Below are 26715 nucleotides of genomic sequence, written 5' to 3' on the forward strand. Positions count from 1 at the left end.
TAATTGACGTTGCTTTCTTGGATTAATCTAGCTTATATGAACATAGTATGAACTCTGACTTCAGTATTGAATCGATAATAATGGTTCGATTGTCTACGACATCATATGACTTATCTTAGGTATGATCATGGTAGCCACTAAAACTTTGTAACTGGTATTGCAGGTTTTTAGATCGAGGTAGAAAAAGAGAATGATCAATTGGGTTTAATTTCTAAATTTGTTGGTATACTAAACCCGAAGGTACTTCCTTTTCCAACTTCACTATCTACCCAAACATCACCACCATGCATCTCGACAAAATATTTTGTAAGAACGAGGCCAAGGCCTGTGCCACTGTATTCCTTTGAGAGTGATGAATCCACCTGGATAAATGGATCGAAGAGTTTCTTTTGATCATTTTGTGAGATCCCTAATCCGTTGTCTTCTACAAAAATAGAGATTTGCTCATCAGATCTGTCTAATCCGATCGTCACAGATCCTCCCTTATTTGTGAATTTAATAGCGTTACTCACGAGGTTATAGATGATCTGCTTGAATTTCAATACATCTGCAACTATTATGGAATCTTCTATATTGCTGCTGCACTTAAGATCAATCTCTTTCTTTTTTGCAAGAGGCATCATTGTTGTTTTTATTCCATTGATGGTATCAAGGACAACAAATTCTTCAGGAAATAGCTCCATCTTGCCAGCTTCGATCTTTGATAGGTCCAGCATATCATTGATCAGTTCCAAAAGATGCTTACCACTTTTATTAACATTATATATGTAGTGTTTCTGAGTTTCATTTAAGGAACCAAAGCTCTCACTACAAAGTATATCTGAGAATCCGATGATCGAATTGAGGGGGGTTCTCAGTTCATGGCTCATATTTGTGAGAAATTCTGATTTAGCCTGGTTAGCAGCTTCCGCAGCAAGTTTGGAATTGAGCATTGCTTCTTCTGCTTTCTTGCGTTCGGTTATATTTCTGACAACGGCTAAAATAGCGGGATTTCCTTTGTATTCAATTGGTCGAATACTGAATTCAATTGGTATCAATGAACCGTCTTTGCATTGTCCCATAGTTTCAATAATTCCACCACCTTGATTCATTTTTTCAAATATTTGTCCAATGAATTTTTCTCCAAGTTCTGGGGGTATTATGTCCATTCCCGTCATTTGCAACAATTCATCCTTTTGATATCCCAGATCATCACAAGTTATCTGGTTTACTTCCAAAAAATGTCCTTTAAGGTCGTAGATAAGAATTCCATCGTTTACGGAATTGAATATGGTTTCAAATAATTTCTCCATTTATTCCACCAGCTCATAAAAAGAAAATAAATTTCTAGCAAAGTATCTCTGGCAGCAAATATATAGATTTCCTAACTTGGACTCTATGGAAATCCTCTTTCCGAATCCCCAATTTTAAAATATTTCACACTTTTATAAAATACAAATGCTGTTTATCTGGACAATAAATCTCTTTTTTCTGAAGCAAATCACAACAATAGTTAGCAGCAACTCCAAAGTGCTTCTTTAGCAATCATGTGGTATAGAAAAATAATTAACAAAAAAAGAAGGATGCCACACCATCCTCCTTTCATCAACCGCTTTTTCAGGATTCTCTGTGGTGTTCGGTTGCTGCCAGCAGGTCAACGCCGGCATCAGTAAGCCTGTATATGTCTTCTTTTATCGTAACGATATTGGCATTTTTCAGGAAATCCATGTGATACTTGAATGCATTGTCGTCAACGCCGACTTCGGCCTTGAGCTCTTCTTCCGGTTTCCCGAAAACTCCTATGGCACCGACCATTTTCCTTCTTACGGGGTGGGATGCGGCTTTGTCAAGCATTTCGTGCTCTTTCTTTACTCTTTCTCCTTCTGAAGGTTTCTGCATTATAAAATCATCAAGTTCATCGTAATCGTCTTCCATTTACTTTTCACCTCTTCAGTTCTTTAGTTGAGCGAAAATATCTATAATGATTAATCATTTATAACACTATCGTTTTCGCTCTGTTTACATCTATTGCTTATGAGTTGCTTTTTTAGTTACTTATTTGGTTTGCTGACGAAAAGCCTGAATATGTCCGTAATGGTCATATGCTTGTCCTCTATGACCGTTGTTCCGCCTTTTTCTATATTGGTCCTTGTGTCCCGGTTCATATTAAAGCCGAAAAATCCGTTGGTTATCGGATTCATAAGGTCCTGCATAAAAGCTATCAGGCGGTTCCTGGTACGAACATGCTCCATGTTTATGATCTTTCCATCAGGTTTGCAAACTCTCACGAATTCTTCTACACCTTTTACCGGGTCAGGGATCGAGCAAAGGACAAAGGTCGTCACAACAGAATCGAACACGTTGTCCTTGAAAGCAAGATGCTGTGCATCCATTAATATCATGTCCACATCAACTCCTGTTGTTCTCTTTTTTGATTTTGCTGCCATTCCCGGGGAGAGGTCGATGGCTACCATTTGCACATCTTTGTCTTTTGGATAGTGGCTGAAGTTCTTGCCGGTTCCAAACCCGACCTCAAGACACCTTCCTTCAACCTTTGAAAATACTTCTGGTCTCCACTTTTTAAAGGCGATCTCTTCCATTATGATCTCAAAAATATCATAGACATGCGAGTAACGGTTATACCGATGAAGTACTTCTTTTGTTTCTGTCACCCTGATTCCCCATGTAAATTTTGTTCGTATGGTATATTTAGTTTCTTAAAGCTTCTTCATACATCTCACAAAGATATTTTATTAATCAGAAACAATCCTATTTAGGGAGGGTTAGAATATGAAGTGGATATCGACTACAATTCTGGTAATTCTTGTATCTGTGATAATAAGTTCATCTGGCTGTGTTTCTTCAGATTCGGATACTGAAGGCGATGGAAGTGATGGTATCTATGGGGATGAAGTGGAAACCCTTGAATATCAGGGAGTGGAGCTGACTCCTATTAATGAACAGAGGAACAACGCAATAAAAGGAACTCAGCGGATAAATGAGGACACATACCTTCTAAGGATCGATGGTATGGTTGACACTCCTGAATCTTTTACCTATGGTCAGGTCACTTCATACCCGAACGTTTCGAAAGTAGTGATCCTTGATTGTGTCGAAGGCTGGGGTTTTACTGCAAAATGGACTGGTGTTCCAGTAAAGACACTTCTTGATGAAGTAGGTGTGCAGGAAGGGGCTAGCACTGTGATATTCTATTCAGAAGATGGCTATTCCACGGCTCATGATCTGGATTATCTTGTTGAAAACAACATCATACTTGGCTATAAACTCAATGATGTGACACTTCCGGAGGACCGGGGTTTCCCATTCCAGCTTGTGGCAGAAGGCAAGTACGGCTACAAATGGGGAAAATGGATAACCAGCATCGAGGTCACGGATGAACCTTATGAAGGGTACTGGGAATCCAGGGGCTACAATAATAATGCTGATGTGGGAGGACCTCGGTTTGGCTGAAACTCCTCTACGCTTTTTCCTTTTAGTCCTTTGAGTAGATCGTATATTCCACGATCAGCAAGAACAGTGGGAATAAAGCGCTTAACAGGATCTGAGTATCCGCTCCGATCACTTCGACCTCGCTGATCGTGTTCAGTGATCTGAAGATCAGGAAGATTATTGCTCCTAATGTCATGCTCTGCAAGATTCCAAAGATCCAGAAGATATTCCTGTTTTCCATTTATAATCCCTCACACTTTCATTTTTGTTTTCCTGTATCTTAACATTTTCTGCACAGCACATTCTGATCAACTTGCTGGTTGTTTTGCTTTATGGCTGATCAGCTGAGTTTATGGATAATGAATGAAATGTGAATGAACCATAATTTTATATTATTTATAGTAATATTTTTAAATTGTTTCGAAGTTGATATGGGGTTCTTTTAACATGGCAAAGTTGGGGGCGCAGGAGAAATACCTGATAATTTTTGGAGTGCTGCTGGTATGTGTAATGATCTTGGCATCAGCAGGACTCGAGATCGCAAAACAGAATGAGGCTAAAACTGGAACTGATCCTCTGGTCGAAGGGTCTGATGAGGTCCATGCTGAAAACATTGAAACAGTGTCTACAGTAGAGGCGTCAGGTGATGGTCCTCTTAATGTCAGCACTAGCACAGAGGTCGACCAAATCACTGGATCAGCAACAGAGCCAACGAGCGATAAGACAAGTGCTAACGGTGATAAAGTTACGCTTAGTGTCAGTGGTAGTCTCGAATACGTATCTCCTGAAGAGATGAGTAGTATGTCTGATGTTATTATTATTGGCACGGTAAAAGAGGTCCTGCCAAGCGAATGGAATACCGAGGATGGGGAGAGGCCGACCGATGATACCTATGAAATGGAGTGGTATGATATCTATACGGATGTGGTGATAACTGTGGACGAGTACCTCAAAAACCCACTAGCTGAAAAGGAGGTCATAATAAGGACACTTGGTGGTGAAAAAGATGTCATCTTTATTGATGTTGAAGATGAGCCTTCTTTTACTCCTGGGGAAAAAGTATTCCTTTACCTGATAAATGACACATGGCCTCGTACTATGGATCATGGTCCTGAGCACTTTGTGGTCACTGGTGTTTCACAGGGGAAATTTACACTAACGGATGATGGCAGAGCTATCCATTTCGGTGAATCATTTACTCTGGATAAACTTCTGGAGACGATATGATTTAAGCAGTGTTTACCGGAGGATATAATGACTTTTTCATATCTATATCCATTGTTCATGGGAATTATCATGTTCCTTTTTTGTCTCCCTGTCAACTATTTCATGTTCCACGAAATAAAGTGGAAGTACACATTGGTCATGGCGATCAGCATGGCCATTGGAACGTTCATAGGCATCTTATTGTTTGAGTGAGATGGAGCTTAGGTGGAATTATGCAAAGAAGAAATCCGGTAATTGTTGCAATTGTGATGATAGCGATCGTTGGACTCATCCTTCTTGCTTTTATGATTGCTGTCCCCAAAATACAGATCGATGATGCAGTGCTAAGCATTGAGAATGAAGATATTGAAGACCATGAAGTGCGAGTGGAGATAATTGATCCGCAGGATGTGCGGCTTTATGATGAGGTGTATGTGATAGAAGCAGATACCCGGATAGGGATCAGAAAATCAGTTCCTGAATTGGGTATGTACACTTACAGGCTCACACTGGATAATGGTTTTATCATAACTCAAAATGGCAGTGTTGAATATTCTACCAACGTAGGAAGTTCAGAAAATCTGGAATTTGTGATTCCTTCCGGAGGGGTATGCATCGTTTTTGATGGTGCTACGATTGCTTGATAAGGTTGGTGTAGTATGCAGATCAAAAGTAAGGATATAAATGAAAATCTAATTGGTGGCTTTGTTGTTCTCGGAACGCTTGGGGTGTATCATTTGCTCTCCATTGAAACAAATATAATTCCCGGTTTGTTCCATTACCTGCCACGAATGTTAGTTCCTTCACTTTTTCTGTTATCTCCTGGTGTTGTTTGTGGGTGTGTATTTGCCATGTTCACAAGGAATATTGTCAAGATAGTACTTGCAGGGGTCATAACGATTATACTGTGGATCTTCTGGTTTTCCGCCATATTTCCGGCTTTAACGCTCTAATGTGGTTAAAAAATCGGATTTCTAAAGGGCTATGTTGCCAGGCAACATTCTATAAAATAGATGATTTCAGGAAGTGTAGGAATGAGAACTATAATTAAATCTAAAAAGTTTAAAAGCATATCTTCACAGTTGTTCTTCCACATTATTCCATTTGGTCTATTGTTTTTATTCTGGGAAATATTGGCAAGAACGGTTCTTACAATATATGAATTTCCACCATTCTCTGTTGTTGTAAAGGCCATCTCACTACCTTTGATCTATCATCTAGGGGTAACACTTGCTTTTTCCTTTTTGGAACTATTGATGATCTCGCTGGTAGGTTTGTCATTAGGGACTATCATAGATAACTCGAATAAGTTAAAATGGACTCTTGCTCCAGTATTCTGGTTCCTGATTTTCACAATTGGAGCTGCGATCGTGATAAAAGCACCCATTTTGATCTTATTTTTTGGTCTTTCAAAACTTTTGATCATCTTGCAATCGATCTTGGTTCCCATTTTACTGGTTGCATTAATTTCTGGCAGTGGTCACAAAATGCTTGCGATCAAAATGGGGTATTTATTGTGTTTGCTTTTTCAGATCATGAGCGAGATGACCTTTGGAGCAACGGATCGGGGAATTGGAGTAATGCTCTTCCAAAATTATCATTTGCACAATATGGTAGCGTTGTATGCAGCACTATTGTTGGTTGGATCTGCTGGAGTTTTTGTTGAAGAAGTTCTTCTCGGGTATGTGGGGAATAGATTGAAAATAGAATGAGAATGGATCACACCATATTGGATCTTTTGATATGCTCTTCCTCAAATTGAAGTAGTATTATGGCTCAAGCGACCAAAAAGTATAGCCTCGATCCAATAAACCAATTGAATTTGAGCTAAAAATGATAACAAAAAAAGAATGTGGACGCTGAGGAGGAGATTCGAACTCCTGCAGCGCGTTAGCACTACCGGTTTTCAAGACCGGCGCCGTAGTCCACTTGGCTACCTCAGCAATTGAATGGTTCCTAAATAGTGTTTTCAGGTATAATACTTTTGCTCCAAAAGGCTTAGATCAGCCTTCCTGAAAAGAATGTGAAGAGGTTTACTCTTCACTTTCTGTGATCTCTTCCTCAGCCTCTGCCTCTACAGCAGGTGCTGGGGTCTCAACTGGGTAGGATTCAATGTAGCTTACTTTGTCAAGGCCTACGTACTCTACAAGTTCGTTTGCAACTCTTCCCTTTGCCATGAGCCAGCGCTGGTTGAATGTAAGCATTGCAGGTACCTCAATAGCTGCTTTGTTATCATTTACCTCTACTTCAAGGTCTGGGACTCCGGTGTAAAGTGCAAGAATGCCTTTTATCTTCTCAGTAACGTCTTCGATCTTCTCATCGATGGTGTACTCGTAGGTAACTTCCTTGCCTGCAAGTGGGTGGTTGAAGTCAACACGTACCCTGCGTCCGATGACCTTTGTGACGGTACCTCTCTTGTTGTCGATCTCGATGTTCATGCCAGGGTATGCTTTCTGGTCTTTGAACTTTGTAAGGGACATGTTCTCAACAAGTTTTGGGTCGTGGTCGCCAAATCCGCCTTCTGGTGGGATAATAACGTTTCCGCTGTATCCAACTTCCTTGCCTTCAAGATCAGCATCAAGACCTGCAATGGTGTGTCCTGCGCCCACGATAACTATGTCGCCACCGTACATGCCGCGTGGGTTGTAGATCTCGTTCTCTTTTGCAAGATCTTCATTGGTTGTATCAAAGATCTGGTCTCCGTTGAACTTTCCGGTGTATGACAGTTTAATAACGTCTCCTTTTTCTATTGCCATTATTATCAACTCGATTAAATTTGTAAGTTTTAGCTAAATCTAAGTGTTTGATTGATCTAAAGAATTTCTTCTGGCTATACTCTTCTGCCTTTAATAAGTTTTTGGGATAACTTCCTAATAGTACTGTTCAATAATTGACTTCCAGTTTTGACTCTGGGGACTTATTTGGGAAATACAGGTTAGTTTTTGATCTCTTTTTTTCAACTATATGCTTTATAGCGACTCCCAATTATAATAATTATAATAATTATTCACGCGGATAACAATCGTTATTAAACTGGTATATATCTGTTGTTATACAAATCGTAACATATACATACTTATATATGTTTATCACAATTGATTATATACAGTCTACAATCTGGCCAATGGGATGAGGTCGTATGAATGAAGAACAAAATGTATCTATGGATATTCGGGGAAAGGTCGATCTGGAGTCGATATTAAAGCGATCACTTAAAGAAATAAAAGATTCAGCTGAGACAAGGGTTCGCCTGGAGTCTATCATTAACAGGAGTCCTGCTGTCATTTTTTTCTGGTCTGCACAAGAAGGTCGTCCTGTAGAATTTGTGACCGAGAATGTTGAAAAGTTCGGATATGCGGAGGAAGACTTTGTATCTGGAACTTTGCTTTACCATAATATATTACATCCTGATGATCGGGACAATGTCCAGAAACTGATCGATGAAGCTGCTTCTAATGGAAAAGAACAGTTCAACTGTGAATACAGGCTTTTGACAGAGTCTAATGATGTCCGGTGGGTATATGAAGGCACTTTGATCGAAAGGAATGCTGATCAAAGCATCAGTCATTTTTATGGTATCATCTTTGACATAACAAGTCGCAAACTTGCTGAACTGGAGATCGCGGACAATGAACGTGATATCTCTGTACTTTATTCTGCAGTCACACTTGCATCTGAGTCACTGGATATCGATGACCTGCTTTCGGAGATACTGATGGAGATCGGTGATCTTCTGGATATAGATGCAGGTGGCGTGTATATTATCGATCACGATAAACGGGAGGCTAATCTCAGGGCACATATTGGACCTGAAGATGATCTTGCATCCAACATTTCTTATTCCAGAGAAGAGGACATGTTCAAGAATGTCGGTGACCTTCCAAAGCATGCTATTATCTCTGAAGAGGTTGTCCGGAAGGATTCTCGCTTTGTAACAAGAAGCAACCTTACATTCTATCTTTATTCAAGGGATAAAGTAGTTGGTTTTGTTCTTCTGCAGATCTCAGACAATGAGTCAATTAATGAGAAGAACATAAAAGTTCTTGAACATGTAGGAAAACATATTGGTATTGCTATCGAGAATGCCCAGTTGTTCGAGAAGACCCAGGGCGATTATGAGGATCTCAGATCCGTTGACAAAATGAAGAATGAGTTCTTTGCAAACCTCAGCCATGAACTAAAGACGCCTATGATATCGATCAAAGGTTTCAGTGAACTTCTGGGTGAGGGGAAATTCGGTCCACTTAGTATCGAACAGAAAAGAGCCAACGATGCTGTTGTAAGAAACGCTGAGAAACTCAGAAGTCTTATCGATTCCTTGCTTTACATGAGCATGGAAAAGGAAGGCAAATACAAATACAATTTCACGACTGTTTCAGTCAGGAGATTTATCGCCAATTCTATTGAAGTTGCACGTGGCCAGGTGGGTGCAAATAATATTGTGTTCAAAGAAGACGTTCCTGATGGTATTCCAAACATCTGTGGTGATGAAGAACGCCTGACAACTGCATTGAACAATATTCTTGACAATGCAGTCAAGTTTATGTCTGAGGGGGAAGTGATAATTTCCGTTCAGGATGAAGCAGATCAGATCCATATCCGCGTGAAGGACAATGGTATTGGAATTCCCAGGGATAAGGTGGATAAGGTCTTTGAAAGTTTTTATCAGGTGGATGGATCTCTTACAAGGATCTATGGCGGCACAGGTTTGGGCTTGCATGTATCTAAGAGGATAGTTAATGTTCACAATGGTAAGATCTGGTTGAAGAGTCTGGAAGGTTTTGGTACTACTGTACATATAACGTTGCCAAAATGATCTCCTTCTTTTCTTTTCTCTTTTAATTTTCAGGGTTTAACTATTATAATTTAATTTTTAAAGTTTAATTTTGAATTAATCTTTCCAGCTTACCAGTTGTACATTTCTTTTTTGATTTCTATTTCCATTTTTATTTTGATTTCCATTCTCTTTCTCATTTCATTTCATTTTCTTTTCCTTTTTCTTTTTCTTTTTCTTTTTTGAACTTGAAGTCAATTTATCCGAATTTTAAATTACCGGAAGTAATATATGCACTATTGATTATTACTCAATATAATGCAGAGGTAATCTATATGGTCAAAAAATCAATTCATGAGATCAATGGCAGGATACGTGATGGCAGCGTTAACGTTGTAACTGCTGAGGAAATGGTGGATATTGTAGGCGAATTAGGGGCAGAAGGTGCTGCTAAAGAGGTAGATGTTGTTACTACAGGTACCTTCGGAGCCATGTGTTCATCTGGTGTATGGCTGAACTTTGGTCATTCTGAACCTCCTATCAGGATCGGCAAGCTATGGCTCAATGATGTGGAAGCATATTCCGGTGTTGCTGCTGTGGATGCTTACATCGGTGCAACACAGCAGTCCCAGTCAAAGGGCATTGAATATGGCGGTGCGCATGTAATTGAGGACCTGATCCGTGGTAATTCCATTGACCTGCACGGTACTTCTCCTGGAACGGACTGCTATCCAAGAAAGGTTATTGATACGACCATCAACATATATGACCTGAATCAGGCTATCATGCTAAATCCACGTAATTCTTATCAGAAGTACAATGCTGCGACCAACAGCACAAATCATACTCTGCACACTTATATGGGTTCACTGCTGCCTCATCATGGAAATGTTACATACTCCGGTGCAGGAGTACTTTCACCTATGCACAATGATCCGAACTATGAGACCATTGGTACTGGTACGCGTATTTTCCTGGGAGGTACTCAGGGTTATATTGTGGGCGAAGGTACGCAGCATTCCCCTGCAGCAGGTTTTGGCACACTGATGCTAAAAGGTGACCTTAAAAATATGAGTTCTGAATACATCCGCGCTGCAACATTCGAAGGCTATGGTACGTCACTTTATGTTGGAATGGGCATCCCGATCCCGATCCTCAATGAAGACCTCGCAAAGGCCACTGCGATAACGGATGATGATATTGTCACTAATCTGCTTGACTATGGAATTCCCAGCAGGGACCGTCCGGTACTCAGGACCGTTACATATGGTGAACTTCGTTCAGGCTCTATAGATATTAATGGAAAAGAAGTTCCTACATCTCCAATGTCAAGTTTCAAGAAATCACGCCAGATAGCCAATGAATTAAAGGATTGGATCAAGGCCGGTGAATTCTTCGTTAGCATGCCTGTGGAACGTCTTCCTACGACCACACCCTGCAATGCAATGAAACAAAGCAATGTGGATCTACTTGTGGTTGACATTATGTCCTCAGATGTTACAACTATCCATGAGGATGCAGGTTTCCATGATGCTGCTAAGATCATCATGGAAAAACAATTCAACCATCTGCCTGTGGTCGATAGTGGAAATCACCTTGTGGGGATTGTCACTGCATGGGACATCTCAAAGGCTGTGGCAAAGGATGAACATGATCTTGTCAAGGATATAATGACCCGAAAGGTTGTCACAACAAGTCCTGACGAAGCTGTCGATATTTCCGCTTTCAAACTGGATAGCAATAATGTTTCGGCACTTCCGGTGATTGATTCTAATAAGCATGTTGTGGGCATAGTCACAAGTGATGATATCAGCAAATTGCTTGCAAGGAGGCACTAACAATGATGATCAAAATAAATATGGCTGCGGATATCGTTACAACACCTATCCTTGCAGAAGCTATTATCGAAACAGGTTCACTACTGAACATATCCCAGGCACACTTCGATCCGATCCATGGCGAAGTTGTGGCTGAGATACCCTCCGATCAGCTTGTGAAGATCCGTGATGCCCTTGTTAGCAGGGGTGCTGAGGTCGTGGTCCTTAACACTCCGATACACCGGGACGAGGAAGAGTGCGTGGAATGTGGTGCCTGTATCTCTGTCTGTCCTGTGAAGGTATTCTCATTCGCAGATGATTGGAGCATTGAGGCTGATTCTGATAAATGTATCCAGTGTGGTACCTGCCTTAAAATGTGTCCGCATAACGCCCTGGCCCTTGGCCAGTGATCCGGGATCATGAAAGAGCATTTTCAGCTCAAGGAGACCATTGTCACCATCGTTGGTGACGATCAGTCTCATATTGATGCAGCAAAGCGTGCGATCGCTCTGCATAGGGCAGAACTGGAAGGGTATATCCTCCGGGATCCTTTTTTTAAGATAACTCTGGAGCCCTATGAATGTAGTGAGGATGCACCGGAAGTCGTCAGGAGACTTGTAAAGGCAGGCAACACTATGGGCATTGGTCCCATGAGCGCCGTCGCCGGTACAATATCAGCGCTTGCCGTTGAAGCAATGGTGGATGCAGGAGCCTCTTACGCTATCGTTGATAATGGTGGGGATATTGCGATCGTTAATGAGCGGCAGGTTATCATTGGCATATATGCAGGAACTTCTTCAATTAAGGATATTGGACTTGTAATTGAACCTTCGTCGAAAATTCGCGGGATCTGCACCTCTTCTGGTACTGTGGGTCCATCCATAAGTTTTGGACAGGCAGATGCTGCTGTCATATTTTCGGATGATGTTTCTCTGGCGGACTCTGCAGCTACAGCTCTTTCAAATGCAACTGATACTGGCAGAGGTGCTGTTGAGCAAGCATTCGATGTTGTAAAAGGCATTCCCGGTATAGGTGGTGCTCTGGTAGTTCAGGGAGAATATATGGGAATGTGGGGCAATGTGCCAAAAATAAGTCGTGCTGATGTGCGATATGAGTGTATTACCAAAGGCTAATTAAGTATAAGGTTGAAGGCGCATTGCTGCACCTTCGCTTATTTTCTCCTCTTTATCTTTAAGAAGGTGGTGCTGCCTGGAATGGAATTTCCTCGTAAGGTTGTATTACGACAAATCCTTCTCCTTTGAAAGCCATCTGTACACTTTCTCCGCTTGTACGTCCGACAAGTGTCTTGAGGGAGATATCGGTCTTAAGGTCCGGTTTCAGGTTGCCTGACCATGCAACTGTTGCATTTGGATCTGTAAAGACCGGCCTGTTCTTTGTTACTTTAAGTGTCAGTGGGTCATAGTGTGTGGTGATCGCTACCATTCCTGTCCCTTCAAGTTTGACATTGAAAAGTCCTCCTGCAAGCATTCCGGTGACCTTTTTCATGATCTTGATGTCCCAGTTTATCCCATCTTCAAAAGCAAGAAGGTCATTACCATTGACAAAAATAGAGTCGTTATCAAGTTTAAGTATGGATATCTTTTTGCCTTCATCTGCAAGGTAAACTTTACCCTGTCCTTCTGCTTTTGTAAGGCTGACACCTTCTCCGGTGACTGCCTTTTTAAGCATTTTTCCAACACCGTGTTCGAGTACCCCTTCTCTTGTGAACTTAACGTCGCCAAGATATGCTACCATTGAACCTCGTTTTGTCCATACCCGGCCGTTGAGGTTAAGTTCAAGCATCCTGTCCCTTTCAAGCTCGAACAAACCTTCTCCAAGGTCTTTTTGTCCGGTCATTTCAATGAATTCATCGACTGAATATCTTCCCATATTATCATTCCTTATTATCTGAGATCTTCTTTTATCCAGGTTTGCTTTTCCTATCTATTCAAGATTTCTTTTTGGTAGCAAGTACTTTTCTGGAACGTTACAAATGATTATTGATCAGGTTATATAATAAAGTTCAGTATAATATATTATTTTGAATTATTTACAATTGGTATGTCTTTCCTATTCTTTCTTTTAAATATCAAAAAATCACAAAAGTTTACAAAAGTTCGACAATATTAGAATTATAAGTCGTATTGAATATCAAATCGAATATAAAATCGATTGCAGTGATGTCCAAGTGCTTTGCGACAATTGTCGATAACCTTATATATCAATATCTATAAATAGTATTTTTAGACGACAGTCATATTGGAACAGGTCGACAAACATTCAGGTGTATGTCATTCAGGTCTGTTTCATATGTCAGATTTATTTCTGACAGCAAGAGAGGGTGATGTGAAGGATGTTATCGGGATTCCCGGTAGTAGTGACTCGGTCAGTGATTACTATAGACTACTTCATTTTTGCCGAAATATAACCGTTCGCTTACAACACGAGCGGCCGCAGGGATGCTTGCGGACAAGAGAGAGTATAAGCCTCCTGTCGTAATTGCAAGGGGCATAACATTGATCTAACTACAGTCAGCGTGTTTAATACGCGCAAATTGCAGCAGAATGCAATATCCAAGAGAGGGGATGAACGTGCAGTCTATAGTACAAGAAGCATTAAGACACACAGAGAAAGAAAAAGAGTACAGGCAATCAGTATCAGCAGACGACCAGTTCGATGGTTTCGGAATGCCCCGGATCACCATAGTTGGTTGTGGCGGTGCTGGAAACAACACCATCAACCGTTTGTACAACATCGGTATTGAAGGTGCAGAAACTATTGCTATTAACACCGATAAACAGCATTTGGATCATATCCGTGCTGACAAGAAGATACTTGTCGGTAAGACACTCACAAGAGGTCTTGGTGCTGGCGGTTATCCTGAAGTTGGCGCAAAAGCTGCAGAGCTTGCACGCGGTACCCTTGAAGAGATCTTCAGGGAAAGTGACCTTGTTTTCGTAACAGCTGGTATGGGTGGAGGAACCGGTACTGGTGTAGCACCTGTTGTTGCAGAGATCGCAAAGGAACAGGGAGCTATCGTAGTAGGTATGGTCTCCAGTCCGTTCAGAGTAGAGCGTGCACGTACCGTAAAAGCAGAGGAAGGTCTTGAGGAATTCCGCAGGGCAGCTGACACAGTTATCGTTCTTGACAACAACAGGCTTCTTGATTACGTTCCAAACCTGCCTATCGAACAGGCATTCTCAGTTATGGACCAGCTTATCGCTGAGACCGTAAAAGGAATCACAGAGACTATCACTCAGCCGTCTCTCATTAACCTTGACTACGCAGATATCCGTGCTATCATGGGTTGCGGTGGCGTTGCTGTCATGCTTGTCGGAGACAGCAAGAACCAGGACAAGAGCAACGACGTTGTTCGCACAGCACTCAATCACCCACTCCTTGATGTTGATTACAGAGGTGCAACAGGCAGCCTTGTACACATCACAGGTGGTCCTGATCTTAGCCTGAAGGAAGCAGAAGAGATCGCAGCATCCCTTACCTATGAGCTTTCGCCAAATGCAAATGTCATCTGGGGAGCACGTATCAGGGACGATTACGAAGGAAAGGTACGTGTCATGGCTATCATGACCGGTGTGCAGTCTGCACAGGTACTTGGTCCTCAGTTCCAATCAGGTATTGTTGAGAACACAAATACTAATACAAACACAAACGCATCGAGGTCCTCCTCTTTTTCTCGGGTCGAACGGGGACGTCGTACCGTAGTTGAACCAATAGGTGCACAGGCATCACATGGTGGTTCAATTATCGACATAATCCAGTAAGTTCATTTTTTATGGGTCGGTGTGAAATACCGCCGGTCCTATTCCACCACTTTTTTATTGATCTGCTTTTCTTCCAATAGATATTCTTTTTTACAATGCAGCTAATCTTAGGTCATGGATATTCTGGTCACAACCGGTAAGCTTGCAGAGAAAACTGTACGTTACTCTGTAGTTGATAACGCCGATGTTCTTGTTCTGGATGTTGAAGTAGCCGCATTTCTCACTCCTCACAGGCTGCTCTCTGCCTTGAAAAATCAGCAGAAGAAGTATGATGTGATCTTTGTACCGGGTCTTTGTACCGGAGATTTTTCACTTGTTGCAAAAGAATTGGGATGTAAGGTATTCCTGGGTCCCAAACATGCTTACGATCTTAGTAGTGTGCTCCGCTTTGTCGACGAGATGGAGTTCTCACTGGAGGTTCCTGCATGTGAACTTCTCTCTGATGTATGGAGGGATATTGCCCTGGAGACTCTTGATGAGGTCGAGGAAAAAGCTGAACCACTTATGGACCTTAAAACTGTTAAGCTTGGTGGCGGTTCTCGAATGAAAGTGATGGCCGAGATTGTGGATGCAACCGGTCTTGATGGGGATGTACTTTCAAAAAGGATAAGTTCGTTCATCAAAAAAGGCGCTGATATCATAGATCTTGGTGCATCACTTACCGCATCTCCGGAGGATGTAAAAAGGGCTGTGGGTGTGGCTCGCAAAGTGTCCACTGTCCCTATAAGCATTGACACGCTGGAGTCGGAGCTGATCAAGGCTGCACTGAATGAGGGTATTGATCTTGTGCTGAGTCTGAATTCCAGTAATATTGATGAAGTGGCAGAAGAAGTTGCTCTCGCAGGGGTTGCAGCAGTCATAATTCCAGATGCTGGGGCAGGTTTTGAGAGCCTTATAAAAAACATTGATGCTGCCAGATCAGCAGGAATTAGTAATATTATCGCTGATCCTGTGCTTGATCCAATAGGGCATGGTATCTCAAGATCGATCGTAAGGTATTCCCGATTCCATGAAGAGTATCCTGATGTTCCTGTATTTTTTGGGGTTGGGAATGTAACTGAGCTCATTGATGCTGATTCTGTAGGAGTCAATGCAACCCTTTGTGGAATTGCTGCGGATGTGGGTTCATGCATTTTGTTTACGCCTGAGTTCAGTGAGAAAACACGTGGTTCTATCAGTGAACTGAACACAGCAGCAAAGATGATGGCTCTTGCAAAGGAAAGGGAAAGTTCTCCAAAGGACCTGGGTCTCGATCTCCTATGCCTTAAAGAAAAACGAAGGCGTCCGGATGTTGAAGTTCCGGAAAAATATGTCATGGCGCAGAAGTTTGCCGGATGGGAACTTGACCCGTTAGGTCCTTTCAGGATTGGTATAGCTGCAGATGATAGTGGTGGCGTTATCGTCGCACAACATGAAAAAGCAACGATCGTGGGACAAAATGCAAGAGATATAATGGACACTATTATGAAGATGAAGCTCATATCAAAGGTGGACCATGCATCTTATCTGGGATGTGAACTTGAAAAAGCTGAAATAGCTCTTCGTCTTGGAAGGAGTTATTCACAGGATGATGATCTTTGATCTTTAGGTGTTATGATGAAACTGGAAATTAACGATAAAGAAGCAATTGTTGAAATACTGGCAGCAAGGTACTTTGCAGACCAGGGCTGGAAATGGATCAGTCTCAGGCGTGATGTGGATCGGATCTACAAGAGCTTTGAAGAGCTTGAAGACCAGTATAATGCATATCCTTATATGAGCAAGGACTGGTATGTGGAGAACTCTGCATCAAAGAATATTCACTTATGTAGCAAATGGGATGAACTCAAAACGTTTGTGGATTTCCTGAAAGCTTATTCAGAAGACTTTGATTTCCTTGTTAGCAACAATGACCGGAAGATGTTCTGCATCGCTACTTCTGATGGTCAGATCACGGACACCCAGAAACGCGCTATTACAGAGGCGAGGAACCTTAAGTGTAATGTCTTTGTTTTCAAGGCAAATGTTCCGGATGAATTGGATTTTGAACTTTTACAGGTAGGCGGCGGTTATTAAAGATACTGTCTTCCTATTGCTTTTTTAGACCAGAACCCTTATATTCCATCCATGCAATTTAATTAATGCTTTAAAGTATAACTTTTTGCTTCAAACGTAAGGTATCAGGTGGTATTTACTCAAGTATCTGCTTCTTTTCCATTATGTTTTCCAGCTTAGTTAGTCCTTTCAAGCATCACAAAAAGGATGTGAAATATTTGTTCAACAACATGGAATCAACTGCTCCAGTAGAAGCTGGCGAAACATACGACGTAACAATTGAAGATATTGCAAAGGAAGGAGACGGCATCGCAAGAGTAAGCGGTTTTGTAATCTTTGTACCTGCCACCTCCGTTGGCGACGAAGTGACCATCAAGGTCACCAAAGTAATGCGCAAGTTCGCTTTCGGTGAAGTAGCTGAGTAATTTCTCAGCTTCTTTTTTGATGTGAAGAATAGATTCATTTATTCTTTACACAACTGTTTTTTTGTAATTTCTTACTTATTTCTCTGATTTTTCTAATTTTTTGAATTTCCTTATTTCCGTCATTGACCTTCCCACTTACATTCCACTCACTTGTTTACTCGCTTTTTCGTCAGTTCCACATTTACCTGCCTATATCTTCGTTGTATGAACCGCTGAAACAGATTTATAATATATCACTCCTATAGAACACATTCCCATGACGCCTGAAAACTCATATGATCTGATCATTGTCGGTGCAGGGCCTGCCGGTTCTACAGCTGCAACCTATGCAGCAAAGGCGGGTGCATCCGTACTTCTCATAGATAAAAAGAAGGATATTGGTATACCACTCCAATGTGGCGGTTTCCTTCCTCATCTTGAAACTCTGCAGGAGCTTGTTCCAAATGCTGAGCTTCCCTTTACTCTTGAGTCAATACCTTCGGAATGCATACATGCTTCAAGTAGTGTGCAGCGTTTTATCGCTCCCAATGGTAATTCCAAGGAATTTGAAGTAGATGCTGATGCGATCGACAGGCGCAGGTTTGATAAGTATCTTGCAAAAGTGGCAGGCAAATGCGGTGCACAGCTCATGGCAGGTACCAACGTCCTTGAGGTAAATGGCACTACTGTTAAGGTCGATGGTGTTTTCGGTGAACATATGATCCACGGTAAAGTTCTCATTGGTGCTGATGGTCCTAATTCGATCGTTGGAAAAGCAAAGGGACTTGTGCGTGATCCTGATCCAATGGGTACAGGGACGGCATTCGAGTATGAGATCAGCGGTGTGGATGTTGACCGGGATGCTGTGGAGATGTACTTTGGAAAAGATTATGTTCCCGGTGGCTATGCCTGGGTTATCTCTCAGGGAGGCGATACTGCCAATATTGGTGTAGGTATCAGGGAAGTCCTTTTCAGGAATGGTATGTCTGCAAGGGATTATCTTGAAAGGTTCATGTATGAGCATCCAATTGCCAGTAAAAAGCTGACTGGCGGCTCTATAATTTCCATTGTTTCCGGGCTTGTGCCTGTTGGTGGTGCTCCAAAAGTGACTGCTACTAAGGATACACTTGTTGCCGGTGATGCTGCCGGCCATATCATAGCCACCAATGGTGGCGGTATCTCCACTGCAATGGTTGGCGGAAAGATCGCTGGCCAGACTGCCGTTGATTCTCTTGAAGGCAAATGCAAGTTGACAGATTATGATGAGCGCTGGAGAAAAGAGATGGGACTTGAGATCAAGACCGCAGTCTATGTGAGAAAGCTAATGGATAACCTCATGCGCTCCGATTCAATGATGTCTGCAGCGATAAAGATGATCGATCCTGAGCATATGAAGGCATTACAGTGCGGTCAGTTGCCGGATGCGGTCAGGAAAGGGCTCATCAAGATGAACTTTGGGATAAAATGAGCCTTTTATTTGTTTACGGCACTTTAAAAAGTGGATATTGTAACCATCATCTACTTGGAGATTCTGTTCTTGTATCTGAGGTCTGTACAAAAGCGAAATTTCGTATGTTGGACATGCAGGATTTTCCCGGTGTGGTGATGAGTGAACCTGCATCAAGGATATCTGGTGAGCTTTTTGATGTGGATGGTGAAACATTGGATGTTATCGATGATCTTGAAGGCAAATGGTTCTTCAGGGGGGAAGTATTGTTGGATAATGGTTCTAAAGCAGGAATGTATTTCCTTTCACCGGATGTTCAACATGAAAGATACTCTGTAATAGAGTCTGGTCTCTGGTCTAATGATGATGAAAATTGAGGAGGGTGCAAATGACAGAAGACGAATTTGATGGATATCTCGCTAATATTGGTACTATTTGTTATGAAGCACATGGTAACCTGTATCTTAACATAACCAATAGGTGCAGTGCAAGTTGTGTATTCTGCATACGCGATGGCACCGATGGTGTTTACGGTTACGACCTTCGCCTCAAAAAAGAGCCTTCTGTCGAAGATATACTGGGTAAGCTGGATTTGATCGATCTGAGTAAATACCGGGAGGTGGTATTTACGGGGTTCGGCGAGGCGACGCTACGATTTGATGTCCTGCTGGAGGTCACTCACTGGCTCAAGGAACGTGGCGTAAAGGTAAGGCTTGATACCAATGGCCATGCCCAGTTGCTTTATCCTGAAAGGAATGTTGTGGCTGAGTTAAAAGAAGCAGGTCTTGATGAGGTGTCTGTGAGCCTTAATGCAGAATCCGAAAGCAAATATAATGAGTTGTGCAGACCTGCTTTTGAGGGTTCCTATAATGCTATGCTGGATTTCACAAGGGATGCCATTGCAGCGGGAATTCAAACCCGTATGACAGTTGTGGGTTTTAATGACATCGATGTTGAAAAATGTGAGAAGATCGCACTTGATATCGGTGCTGCGTTCCACGTAAGGTAATAAATAAAATTTAATAAATAAAACGTAAATGGGTAAGTAAGTAGGTATAGACAAACTTAAGTTGTAGGCAAACGAGGTTAAATTTCATTTACCTATGTTTATCTCATGTTTATTTAATACCCATGATATTTATTTGATAATTCTGCTATAGTTCTGCTATATTTATCTCGTAGCTATTTCCTGCTTATTTCATAGCTATCTCAGATGTATTTGAAAAGGTCATCTCTCTTAATATCGTGGAGACGCTTTCTGAGTAGCCCTTTAAGTGTTTTGATATCTCCTTTTTTTGCACTTGTTGGCGCAATTATGTAATTCCACTGGTCCCACGGAGGGGTAAGGCCAAGTTTTTCAACGATACCATCAAGTCTCTCTTGCTGTTCTACGTCTTTTATTCGATCCATCTTGTTTATGGCGACAATGGTATCAAATCCAAGTTCATTGAATAGATCGAACATTTCGATGTCTATAGGTATCTGATTGCGGCTTTCCCAGCGTTCGACCACATCTATAAATGAAACTGCATCAGTGACAAGGACTGCTATCTTTATTCTGTCGGCATTATCTTCTATGTAACGTACGATCTGGTCCTTCACGATGTCCTGCTTTCGGTCTTTCACACCGCTCATGAACCCGAATCCGGGAAGATCCGTAATTAACAGATCAGAACGCAGGCTATGGGCGGGTTTTAATGTAACTCCCGGACGTTTGCCGACCTTCACTTTTTTACCCGTAAGCTCTCGTATGATGGATGATTTTCCAACATTTGATCTTCCCGAGAGTATTATCTCGAATTTAGCTTTTTCAAATCCTTGTTCTTTTTTCATGTCTCATTCCTGTAGCCTAAACTATTGGGAGGGCTAAAAAGATTTCGTTCTATATGAAGATGAGTTCTCACTTGTATTCAAGCGCTTCATTGATTATTCTAATCGTGTTATCGAGGATGTCCTTTACAGATCGGATCCTTCCGAATGAAGGGTATTCAATGTCCTCTCCACCATTTTCTTCAGTTGAAGTTCCAGAAACTTCTGTATTCTGATCATCTTCTGGGATTTCGATGGGTTCTGGTAAATCTTCCTCTTTTTCAAGTAAGTAGAATTTTTTTGTTTTGAAAGTGTCAGAAAATCCTTTTGAATCTGAGAAGTATACTTTAGCTGAAGGGACTATTAGGTTTCCCTCAATCTCTTCGATCCTTATAGAATATTCCAGGGTTTTTATTTTATCGGGGAAGATGACCATCTCAGTTGCGGTCTTTCCTTGCATGATAACTGAGTTTGGCAACATCTCATCATTGATCTCTACATATGCTGCACGATTGCCTTCATTTTTCACTTTTATGGTGATCTCATAAAGCTGTGGGTCATTTCCATCAACTTTGGCTGTCTTTGTAGCATTGATGTGTGGTCCGTATACAACTAGTTCCGTTGAGTTTGTGTATTGGTAGTACTTTATCCCATTGTCTATTATTTCGATCTCAGTAGGTGGGATGGTGTAGTTCCCGGGACGTAATGCTTTGACAGAATATTGGATCGTGTTCTTTGAATATGGCCTTATATTGACCTTTTGATCCGCATTGATATCAGGGTCCATCAATATATTCTCTGGTAATGTTTCGTTTATTAGGACGCTCTGGAATTCTATATTTCGAAGATTGTTGATCTGGATCGCAATAAAGACCCTTTCATCAATGTAGGTCTCTTTATATCTGGTTTTGGTGACAAAGATGGTGTTGTTGATCCAGCTATCGATATCTTCCTCTGTAACATTAAGTGTGGAAACTCCTATCTTTGTGTAGGGTGCTGGGATATCAATTCCCGTAACGACTTCAAAAGCAGTTATGTTCAACCTTTCCCCAAATATCTTAGTGTTGGGTATCTGGCTGTTGTTGACCGAGAGCAGTGCACTCCATTCTTCCGAGTCATCGGAGTTAATGGTAAGCATTACGTAATCGGTTTCAATATCAAAAGGTCTTGCCTTTGAGAAATCATTTGCCTTGATCAGAAAGCCATCTACCTCGATACTATCCCCCCAGTAAAGGGTATGGTTGACCGAATCGTTCCAGTTCGTATTCTCATCGGAAGAGGCGATGGCTGTATTTGCACATAGGATTATGGCAAATAAAATGATAAGGCAGATTTTTATTCTCACACGCATGATCTATTTATTTTCTCCTTCTTATTGCCAGATATACACCTGCAAGTGCAGTAATTGCGAAGATCGATTCGAAACCAGGTTCCACAACCTCTTCATTTGATTCAGTTCCTGGTTGTGAACTGTCACCATTTGATGGATTACTTGTACTTGATGAAGTTGTGGTCTCTTTCGGTTCAGGAATTTCTACCGTTATCTCAGGCATGTTAGATATTTTTTCACCTTTGTAGCTTTCCATATCGATAAAAGTTGCAGTTGCAGGTGAAAGTTTGAATGTTCCTTCATCATTCATTTTCAGAATGTATGAATAGCTTCCGGATTCACCTTTTCCCAGTACTTTATCAAAGGATGTATCACCACTGACAAAAGTTGAACCTTCCGGGAAATCAGTGGAAGACACTCTTGTGCTTGCATCCCTGTTACCTTCGTTCTTAGCGGTCACAGTGACTTTAACCTCGGCCCCGGGTTCTACTTTTGTTTTATCCATTTTCTGGGATAGGGTTATGTAAGGTCCATTGATCTCGATCTTTGGATCATTTGATTCATATGTATAGGTTTTATCGTTGGAAGCCGTATATGTTGCAACTGCTTCAGGTGATGTGTATTTGCCTGGTTTAATGGGTTTCAGTGCATAGGAGAAAACTTCAATGGTTTCTCCGGGCTTGAATGATACTGTCTTTTCAAGTGTTACACTGTCTTTAAGTTCCATACTGGAAAGTACGGTGTCTTTTATTGTAACTGAGTCCATGCTATAAATGCCATAATTGCGGACAGCTACTGAAACATACGCTGTCTCATCCATATAGAGTTCTTCAATAATTGATTTTGTAAGTATTAGTTCAGCCTTTGGCATTACGGTTATTTCCTTTTTCTCACTGTCTTCATGGATGTCGCCATTGATGTCTTTAGCTCGTACGGTCACTTCAATATCAAGATCGGTCTCTTCCCAAAGGTGGGGTACTTCAAGGTCAACCTCTATGATCTCAGATGTTTCATCTTTAGCTAATGTGGTTATGTGGGTCTTGAGATCTCCATCGGCCAGTTCCATTCCTGCAGGATCTACGATGACCTCAACATCTTGTGCTTCTGCATATCCTTTATTTTTTACAGTGATGGTAGTTACCACTTCTTTTGGATTGCTCGGAGATCTTGGATCATACTCGTTCTTTTCAGTCTTGATATCAATGTCGAAGTCAGGAACACCTCTTCTGTATACTTCTATATTCACAGTAGGATCTTCCATTTTGCCGGTCCACTGATCGACATTGGTCTTTATTTCCTTGATAAAGAGTTTTACATCCTGTCCATTCTCTTCATCCCTGTATTCCCAGCTGTCAGCCAAGCCGAGGGAGGCAATATCTTTGATCTGTCCATCCTTCGAAAGAGATAAGGACACAAACCCATCACTCGAGAAGTCCTCTGCTTTGATCACATATGTGTCATAGGAATCATCTTTTGCTTCTCCGTTTTCAAAACTATGCCCCCAATGAAGTGTGGTTGTTTCTGTAGATTTCCATTCGATATCATCAATTGTGTACGCAGACGCTGTAACTGATAATACACAAAGCACCATTAGTAATATGATCAAAGCTTTCCTGAACATGGGACCCCTCTTTTAACGATTGAGATTATGACCTATAATTCTTATTTATCAATTGACAATATATAATATCATATTTTATTTAACTCTTATACCTATAATATATCTACATGAATTAAATACTTCCAGATGAATCAACCTTTACAAACATCTTTGATTTATATTATTTATCCTATAGAATTTCACAATAGTGAATACATATATATGTTACGAAGCCATATGCTATGAAAGCTGTATGGCATGTAATGTACTATAGCATAGCGTAAGTGATATTATGAATCTGGAAACTCCCTGTCAGGCAGTTGTATGGGATATCCTCCCGGCTATCCGTGCAGCGCTTGCAATGGAACTTGTAAAGAACGGGATCTCACAGAAAGAAGTTGCAAAGATGTTTGGAATGGCTCCTTCTGCTGTATCTCAGTACCTGACAAAAAAACGAGGCTATCGTATAGAATTTGATGACGATGTGAAAGAGTCTATAGCTCGTCTTGCTCTTGAGATACAGGAGGGTAAGGTGGATAATGTCCCTGCAAAGATCTGTGAGATCTGCAGGTATTTAAGAAGAGGTGAGGGTGCCTGCCCTGTGGAAGATTGACCTGTTCTTCCTCTCTGGAAATATTCGAAAACGATTCTGTTCTGTTTCCTCTTTTATTCTTCATTCTGTTCTTTTTCTGAAACTTCCATCTCATCAATTGGCATGATGAAGGTGAATGTACTTCCAGCTTCTTTTTTGCTTTTTACCTCTATATTGCCGCCATGTAGTTCCACAAAGGTTTTGACAAGGACAAGTCCAAGTCCGGTTCCCTGATAATTTCTGGAATTATCTGATTCGATCTGCTCGAATGGCTGGAATATCTTTTCAATATTTTCCTGAGCAATTCCAATACCTGTGTCAGTAACACTGATTTTCAGTTGATTGTCAATACAGGTTACTGTCAGGTGAACTTCTCCTTTTTCATCTGTAAATTTTATCGCATTACTTAGAAGATTGTAGAGGATTTGCTTGAATTTTGTTTTGTCTGCATTTATGGTGGATATGCCTTCTTCAATATTTATCACAAGCTTGATAGCTTTTTTTTGTGCAAGAGGTTTTATGATTGTTACAATATTTGTGACGACCTCTCTCACATAAAAGACCTCATAATGAATATCCATTTTTCCGGCTTCGACTTTTGAAAGATCAAGAATATCATTAATAAGGTTTAGAAGGTGTTTTCCACTATTCAATACATTATAAATGTATTTTTCCTGCCTTTTATTAATTGGGCCTGCAATATTTTCGAGAAGTATGTCTGAAAAACCAATTATTGAATTAAGTGGTGTCCTGAGTTCGTGACTCATGTTTGCAAGGAACATGCTCTTTGTTTGATTGGAGGCTTCTGCTGCCATTTTTGCATTAATTATTTGGTTTTCGGCATTCTTTCTTTCCGTTATATCAACGATAATTCCCTGCATGTAATTTAGATTATTATTTTTATCAATTTGTAAGAGTGTCTGTTCTTCAACCCAACGAATTTCTCCTGATCTTGTTATTATCCGATACTGGCTAAAATGTGGGGTTCTTTTTATAATGCTCTCTGAAAGTATGTCTTCTACGCGTTCAAGATCATCGGGGTGGATGATGTCTGCATAATTTATTTTTTTTGATATGAAATCATCAGCAACATAACCAAATAGTGCTATGTTCCCGGATACAAGTTCTACTGGCCATCCTTTTTTATTCTTCCATTTAAAGACAGTTACGGGACTGTGGTCTATTATATCAGCCATTTCTTCATTAAGTTCGCTTGATCTTTGGAGATTATCAAGCAAATGGTTTAATCTGACTGTAAATTCTCTAAAATCAATGTCAATATCAGTATTTGCTCTGGCATCAAAGTTTCCGGTTAAAGCAGAATCTGAAATGTCTTTAAAGTCATTAACAATATTTTCTATATTTTTACTCACAGTTTTTGCTGTAAGGGAGGCAACAAGTCCCATGAGCAATATTGCGATCATCAATATTGTGATTAATTCATTCTTTAGGTCTATAACTCCTTTGAACATATCATCTTTCGGAACTACAAGTATGAATGAATACTTTCCTTCTTTTGTAGGTTCATAGAATGCGATAACCTGCTTTCCTGTACTCGGATCTACTGTTTCGATGTGACCACTTTTTCCTTCTTTAATGTCATCTGCCATTATAGTGATATCATCATTGAATTCGTAAAGTGTTTTTTCACCGATCCATTCTTTTTTGGTTGGATGTGAAAGGATAAGACCCTCGTTGCTGCTAAGTATGGCATATCCGCTCTGGAATGCTGTAATGTTACTTACAATGCTGTCCATGCCATTGAGAGTTACATCGACACCCCCAATTCCAATGAACTGTCCGTCACGGAATATCGGTGTTGAGTGACTGATGATTATCTTCTCTGAATACCAATATGGCTCCGTTAGCACGTAATTTCCTGTAAGCTTTGGTAATCTGTAGTAATCAAGTTCTTCATAGTTCTGTAAAGGATCAAGGCTAATATTGCCATCCAGCTTATTCCAGTATGGGATAAATCTGCCAGTTGAATCATGGCCTGATGTATTTGCATATTCCATGTCTCTCCCATCATATGCATTGGGTTCAAAACAGACGTATGTCCCGACAAGCTCCGGATTTTTAATAAGTATCTCCTTTAGGACTTTATTTGCTTCCTCCCGATCGTAGATAAGGCTATCAGAGATCGTGTCTGCAATGATTTTTGAAAATGCATGATATTTCATTTGATCTGCATTGAATTCGTTTGCATGCTTGCGGGCAATTTCTATGGATTGCTGGTATGCAAGTTCTTCATGCTGGGATAATGTTGTTGAGATTATTAGCAAAGCTGATACTATAAAAATTAAAAAGGTTCCTGCAACAATATAAACTGTAAGTTTCTTTCTTAAAGAAATGTCTTTTAGATCCATTCAAAAACTCCAATTTTTCTAAAAACAGGATTAAATATTTTGATTCATTGCTAATTATATTATAGTATCTGAAACGATGTTAACATATATTATATTACATAAATGTATGGCAGCGTCACGAC

The 26715-nt window shown here is 40.8% G+C and carries 28 protein-coding genes and 1 tRNA gene; 17 read left to right on the top strand and 12 right to left on the bottom strand.

Annotated elements, in window-relative coordinates; translation table 11 throughout:
• Positions 1–194 precede the first annotated feature (194 nt).
• From J7W08_RS02285 to J7W08_RS02295, 3 genes are all read right to left on the bottom strand, one after another.
• Positions 195–1292 (bottom strand): sensor histidine kinase, encoded by a 1098-nt coding sequence (locus tag J7W08_RS02285; RefSeq protein ID WP_233085042.1) that lies wholly within the window; start codon positions 1290–1292, stop codon positions 195–197.
• A gap of 304 nt (positions 1293–1596) precedes the next feature.
• Positions 1597–1914, bottom strand: coding sequence for a helix-turn-helix domain-containing protein (locus J7W08_RS02290; RefSeq protein ID WP_233085043.1), 318 nt, complete (start codon positions 1912–1914; stop codon positions 1597–1599).
• Positions 1915–2030: 116 nt separating this feature from the next.
• Entirely contained in the window at positions 2031–2651 is a 621-nt protein-coding gene (locus tag J7W08_RS02295; RefSeq protein ID WP_233085044.1) for a class I SAM-dependent methyltransferase, read from the bottom strand.
• A gap of 118 nt (positions 2652–2769) precedes the next feature.
• On the opposite strand from J7W08_RS02295, the gene J7W08_RS02300 reads away from it, so the two are divergent.
• Positions 2770–3450, top strand: coding sequence for a molybdopterin-dependent oxidoreductase (locus tag J7W08_RS02300; protein WP_233085045.1), 681 nt, complete (start codon positions 2770–2772; stop codon positions 3448–3450).
• Between the two features lie 22 nt (positions 3451–3472).
• Here J7W08_RS02300 and J7W08_RS02305 read toward each other — a convergent pair whose 3' ends face one another.
• The gene (locus J7W08_RS02305) at positions 3473–3670 is read right to left on the bottom strand and encodes a hypothetical protein (RefSeq protein ID WP_233085046.1); all 198 of its coding nucleotides are present in this window, start codon (positions 3668–3670) and stop codon (positions 3473–3475) included.
• Positions 3671–3876: 206 nt separating this feature from the next.
• Between J7W08_RS02305 and J7W08_RS02310 the strand changes: the two genes are divergently transcribed.
• The 3 genes from J7W08_RS02310 to J7W08_RS02320 are packed head-to-tail and all read left to right on the top strand — an operon-like array spanning position 3877 to position 5279.
• Entirely contained in the window at positions 3877–4656 is a 780-nt protein-coding gene (locus J7W08_RS02310; protein WP_233085047.1) for a hypothetical protein, read from the top strand.
• 27 nt (positions 4657–4683) lie between these two features.
• Complete coding sequence (locus J7W08_RS02315; protein WP_233085048.1) at positions 4684–4848, top strand: hypothetical protein; 165 nt, start codon at positions 4684–4686, stop codon at positions 4846–4848.
• Between the two features lie 20 nt (positions 4849–4868).
• The gene (locus J7W08_RS02320; protein ID WP_233085049.1) at positions 4869–5279 is read left to right on the top strand and encodes a hypothetical protein; all 411 of its coding nucleotides are present in this window, start codon (positions 4869–4871) and stop codon (positions 5277–5279) included.
• Between the two features lie 134 nt (positions 5280–5413).
• Here J7W08_RS02320 and J7W08_RS02325 read toward each other — a convergent pair whose 3' ends face one another.
• Positions 5414–5566 carry a hypothetical protein gene (locus tag J7W08_RS02325; protein WP_233085050.1) on the bottom strand — a complete coding sequence of 51 codons (153 nt, stop codon included), beginning with the start codon at positions 5564–5566 and terminating at the stop codon, positions 5414–5416.
• 103 nt (positions 5567–5669) lie between these two features.
• Here J7W08_RS02325 and J7W08_RS02330 point away from each other — a divergent pair, with 103 nt between their 5' ends.
• Positions 5670–6347 carry an ABC transporter permease family protein gene (locus J7W08_RS02330; protein ID WP_233085051.1) on the top strand — a complete coding sequence of 226 codons (678 nt, stop codon included), beginning with the start codon at positions 5670–5672 and terminating at the stop codon, positions 6345–6347.
• A 145-nt stretch (positions 6348–6492) separates the two neighbouring features.
• Here J7W08_RS02330 and J7W08_RS02335 read toward each other — a convergent pair.
• Both J7W08_RS02335 and J7W08_RS02340 read right to left on the bottom strand, forming a co-directional pair.
• Positions 6493–6578, bottom strand: a tRNA-Ser gene (locus tag J7W08_RS02335).
• Positions 6579–6668: 90 nt separating this feature from the next.
• Entirely contained in the window at positions 6669–7391 is a 723-nt protein-coding gene (locus tag J7W08_RS02340; RefSeq protein ID WP_233085052.1) for a peptidylprolyl isomerase, read from the bottom strand.
• A gap of 383 nt (positions 7392–7774) precedes the next feature.
• On the opposite strand from J7W08_RS02340, the gene J7W08_RS02345 reads away from it, so the two are divergent.
• The 4 genes from J7W08_RS02345 to J7W08_RS02360 all read left to right on the top strand — a co-directional run bounded on the left by J7W08_RS02345 (position 7775) and on the right by J7W08_RS02360 (position 12359).
• The gene (locus tag J7W08_RS02345; protein WP_233085053.1) at positions 7775–9451 is read left to right on the top strand and encodes an ATP-binding protein; all 1677 of its coding nucleotides are present in this window, start codon (positions 7775–7777) and stop codon (positions 9449–9451) included.
• Positions 9452–9744: 293 nt separating this feature from the next.
• On the top strand, positions 9745–11247 hold the full coding sequence (locus J7W08_RS02350) for a homocysteine biosynthesis protein (RefSeq protein WP_233085054.1): 1503 nt from the start codon (positions 9745–9747) through the stop codon (positions 11245–11247).
• A gap of 2 nt (positions 11248–11249) precedes the next feature.
• Positions 11250–11636, top strand: coding sequence for a 4Fe-4S binding protein (locus tag J7W08_RS02355; RefSeq protein WP_233085055.1), 387 nt, complete (start codon positions 11250–11252; stop codon positions 11634–11636).
• Between the two features lie 9 nt (positions 11637–11645).
• A complete protein-coding gene (locus tag J7W08_RS02360) occupies positions 11646–12359 on the top strand; it encodes a UPF0280 family protein (RefSeq protein ID WP_233085056.1) in 714 nt (237 codons plus the stop codon).
• A gap of 58 nt (positions 12360–12417) precedes the next feature.
• On the opposite strand, the gene J7W08_RS02365 is transcribed toward J7W08_RS02360, so the two are convergent.
• Complete coding sequence (locus tag J7W08_RS02365) at positions 12418–13116, bottom strand: AIM24 family protein (RefSeq protein WP_048194074.1); 699 nt, start codon at positions 13114–13116, stop codon at positions 12418–12420.
• Between the two features lie 701 nt (positions 13117–13817).
• Here J7W08_RS02365 and ftsZ point away from each other — a divergent pair.
• From ftsZ to J7W08_RS02400, 7 genes are all read left to right on the top strand, one after another.
• Positions 13818–15008 (top strand): cell division protein FtsZ, encoded by a 1191-nt coding sequence (gene ftsZ, locus J7W08_RS02370; RefSeq protein ID WP_233085057.1) that lies wholly within the window; start codon positions 13818–13820, stop codon positions 15006–15008.
• Between the two features lie 114 nt (positions 15009–15122).
• Positions 15123–16589, top strand: coding sequence for a dihydropteroate synthase-like protein (locus J7W08_RS02375; protein ID WP_233085058.1), 1467 nt, complete (start codon positions 15123–15125; stop codon positions 16587–16589).
• Positions 16590–16601: 12 nt separating this feature from the next.
• Positions 16602–17063, top strand: coding sequence for a hypothetical protein (locus J7W08_RS02380; protein ID WP_310742507.1), 462 nt, complete (start codon positions 16602–16604; stop codon positions 17061–17063).
• Between the two features lie 209 nt (positions 17064–17272).
• Positions 17273–17467, top strand: coding sequence for a TRAM domain-containing RNA chaperone (locus J7W08_RS02385; RefSeq protein ID WP_048194224.1), 195 nt, complete (start codon positions 17273–17275; stop codon positions 17465–17467).
• Positions 17468–17723: 256 nt separating this feature from the next.
• A complete protein-coding gene (locus tag J7W08_RS02390) occupies positions 17724–18914 on the top strand; it encodes a geranylgeranyl reductase family protein (protein WP_233085059.1) in 1191 nt (396 codons plus the stop codon).
• Complete coding sequence (locus J7W08_RS02395) at positions 18911–19270, top strand: gamma-glutamylcyclotransferase family protein (RefSeq protein ID WP_233085060.1); 360 nt, start codon at positions 18911–18913, stop codon at positions 19268–19270. The genes J7W08_RS02390 and J7W08_RS02395 overlap by 4 nt, the downstream gene beginning before the upstream one ends.
• An 11-nt stretch (positions 19271–19281) precedes the next feature.
• Positions 19282–19902 carry a TatD family nuclease-associated radical SAM protein gene (locus J7W08_RS02400; protein ID WP_233085061.1) on the top strand — a complete coding sequence of 207 codons (621 nt, stop codon included), beginning with the start codon at positions 19282–19284 and terminating at the stop codon, positions 19900–19902.
• 200 nt (positions 19903–20102) lie between these two features.
• On the opposite strand, the gene engB is transcribed toward J7W08_RS02400, so the two are convergent.
• From engB to J7W08_RS02415, 3 genes are all read right to left on the bottom strand, one after another.
• On the bottom strand, positions 20103–20726 hold the full coding sequence (engB, locus tag J7W08_RS02405; RefSeq protein ID WP_233085062.1) for a GTP-binding protein EngB: 624 nt from the start codon (positions 20724–20726) through the stop codon (positions 20103–20105).
• 67 nt (positions 20727–20793) lie between these two features.
• On the bottom strand, positions 20794–22047 hold the full coding sequence (locus tag J7W08_RS02410) for a hypothetical protein (protein WP_233085063.1): 1254 nt from the start codon (positions 22045–22047) through the stop codon (positions 20794–20796).
• A 13-nt stretch (positions 22048–22060) separates the two neighbouring features.
• Positions 22061–23653, bottom strand: coding sequence for a BatD family protein (locus J7W08_RS02415; RefSeq protein ID WP_233085064.1), 1593 nt, complete (start codon positions 23651–23653; stop codon positions 22061–22063).
• 271 nt (positions 23654–23924) lie between these two features.
• Here J7W08_RS02415 and J7W08_RS02420 point away from each other — a divergent pair, with 271 nt between their 5' ends.
• A complete protein-coding gene (locus J7W08_RS02420) occupies positions 23925–24245 on the top strand; it encodes a transcriptional regulator (RefSeq protein WP_233085065.1) in 321 nt (106 codons plus the stop codon).
• Between the two features lie 53 nt (positions 24246–24298).
• Here the strand turns inward: J7W08_RS02420 and J7W08_RS02425 are convergent, their stop codons facing one another.
• The gene (locus J7W08_RS02425; RefSeq protein WP_233085066.1) at positions 24299–26593 is read right to left on the bottom strand and encodes a sensor histidine kinase; all 2295 of its coding nucleotides are present in this window, start codon (positions 26591–26593) and stop codon (positions 24299–24301) included.
• Between the last annotated feature and the right edge of the window lie 122 nt (positions 26594–26715).

Source organism: Methanococcoides orientis (assembly GCF_021184045.1).
GTDB classification, from domain to species: Archaea; Halobacteriota; Methanosarcinia; order Methanosarcinales; family Methanosarcinaceae; genus Methanococcoides; species Methanococcoides orientis.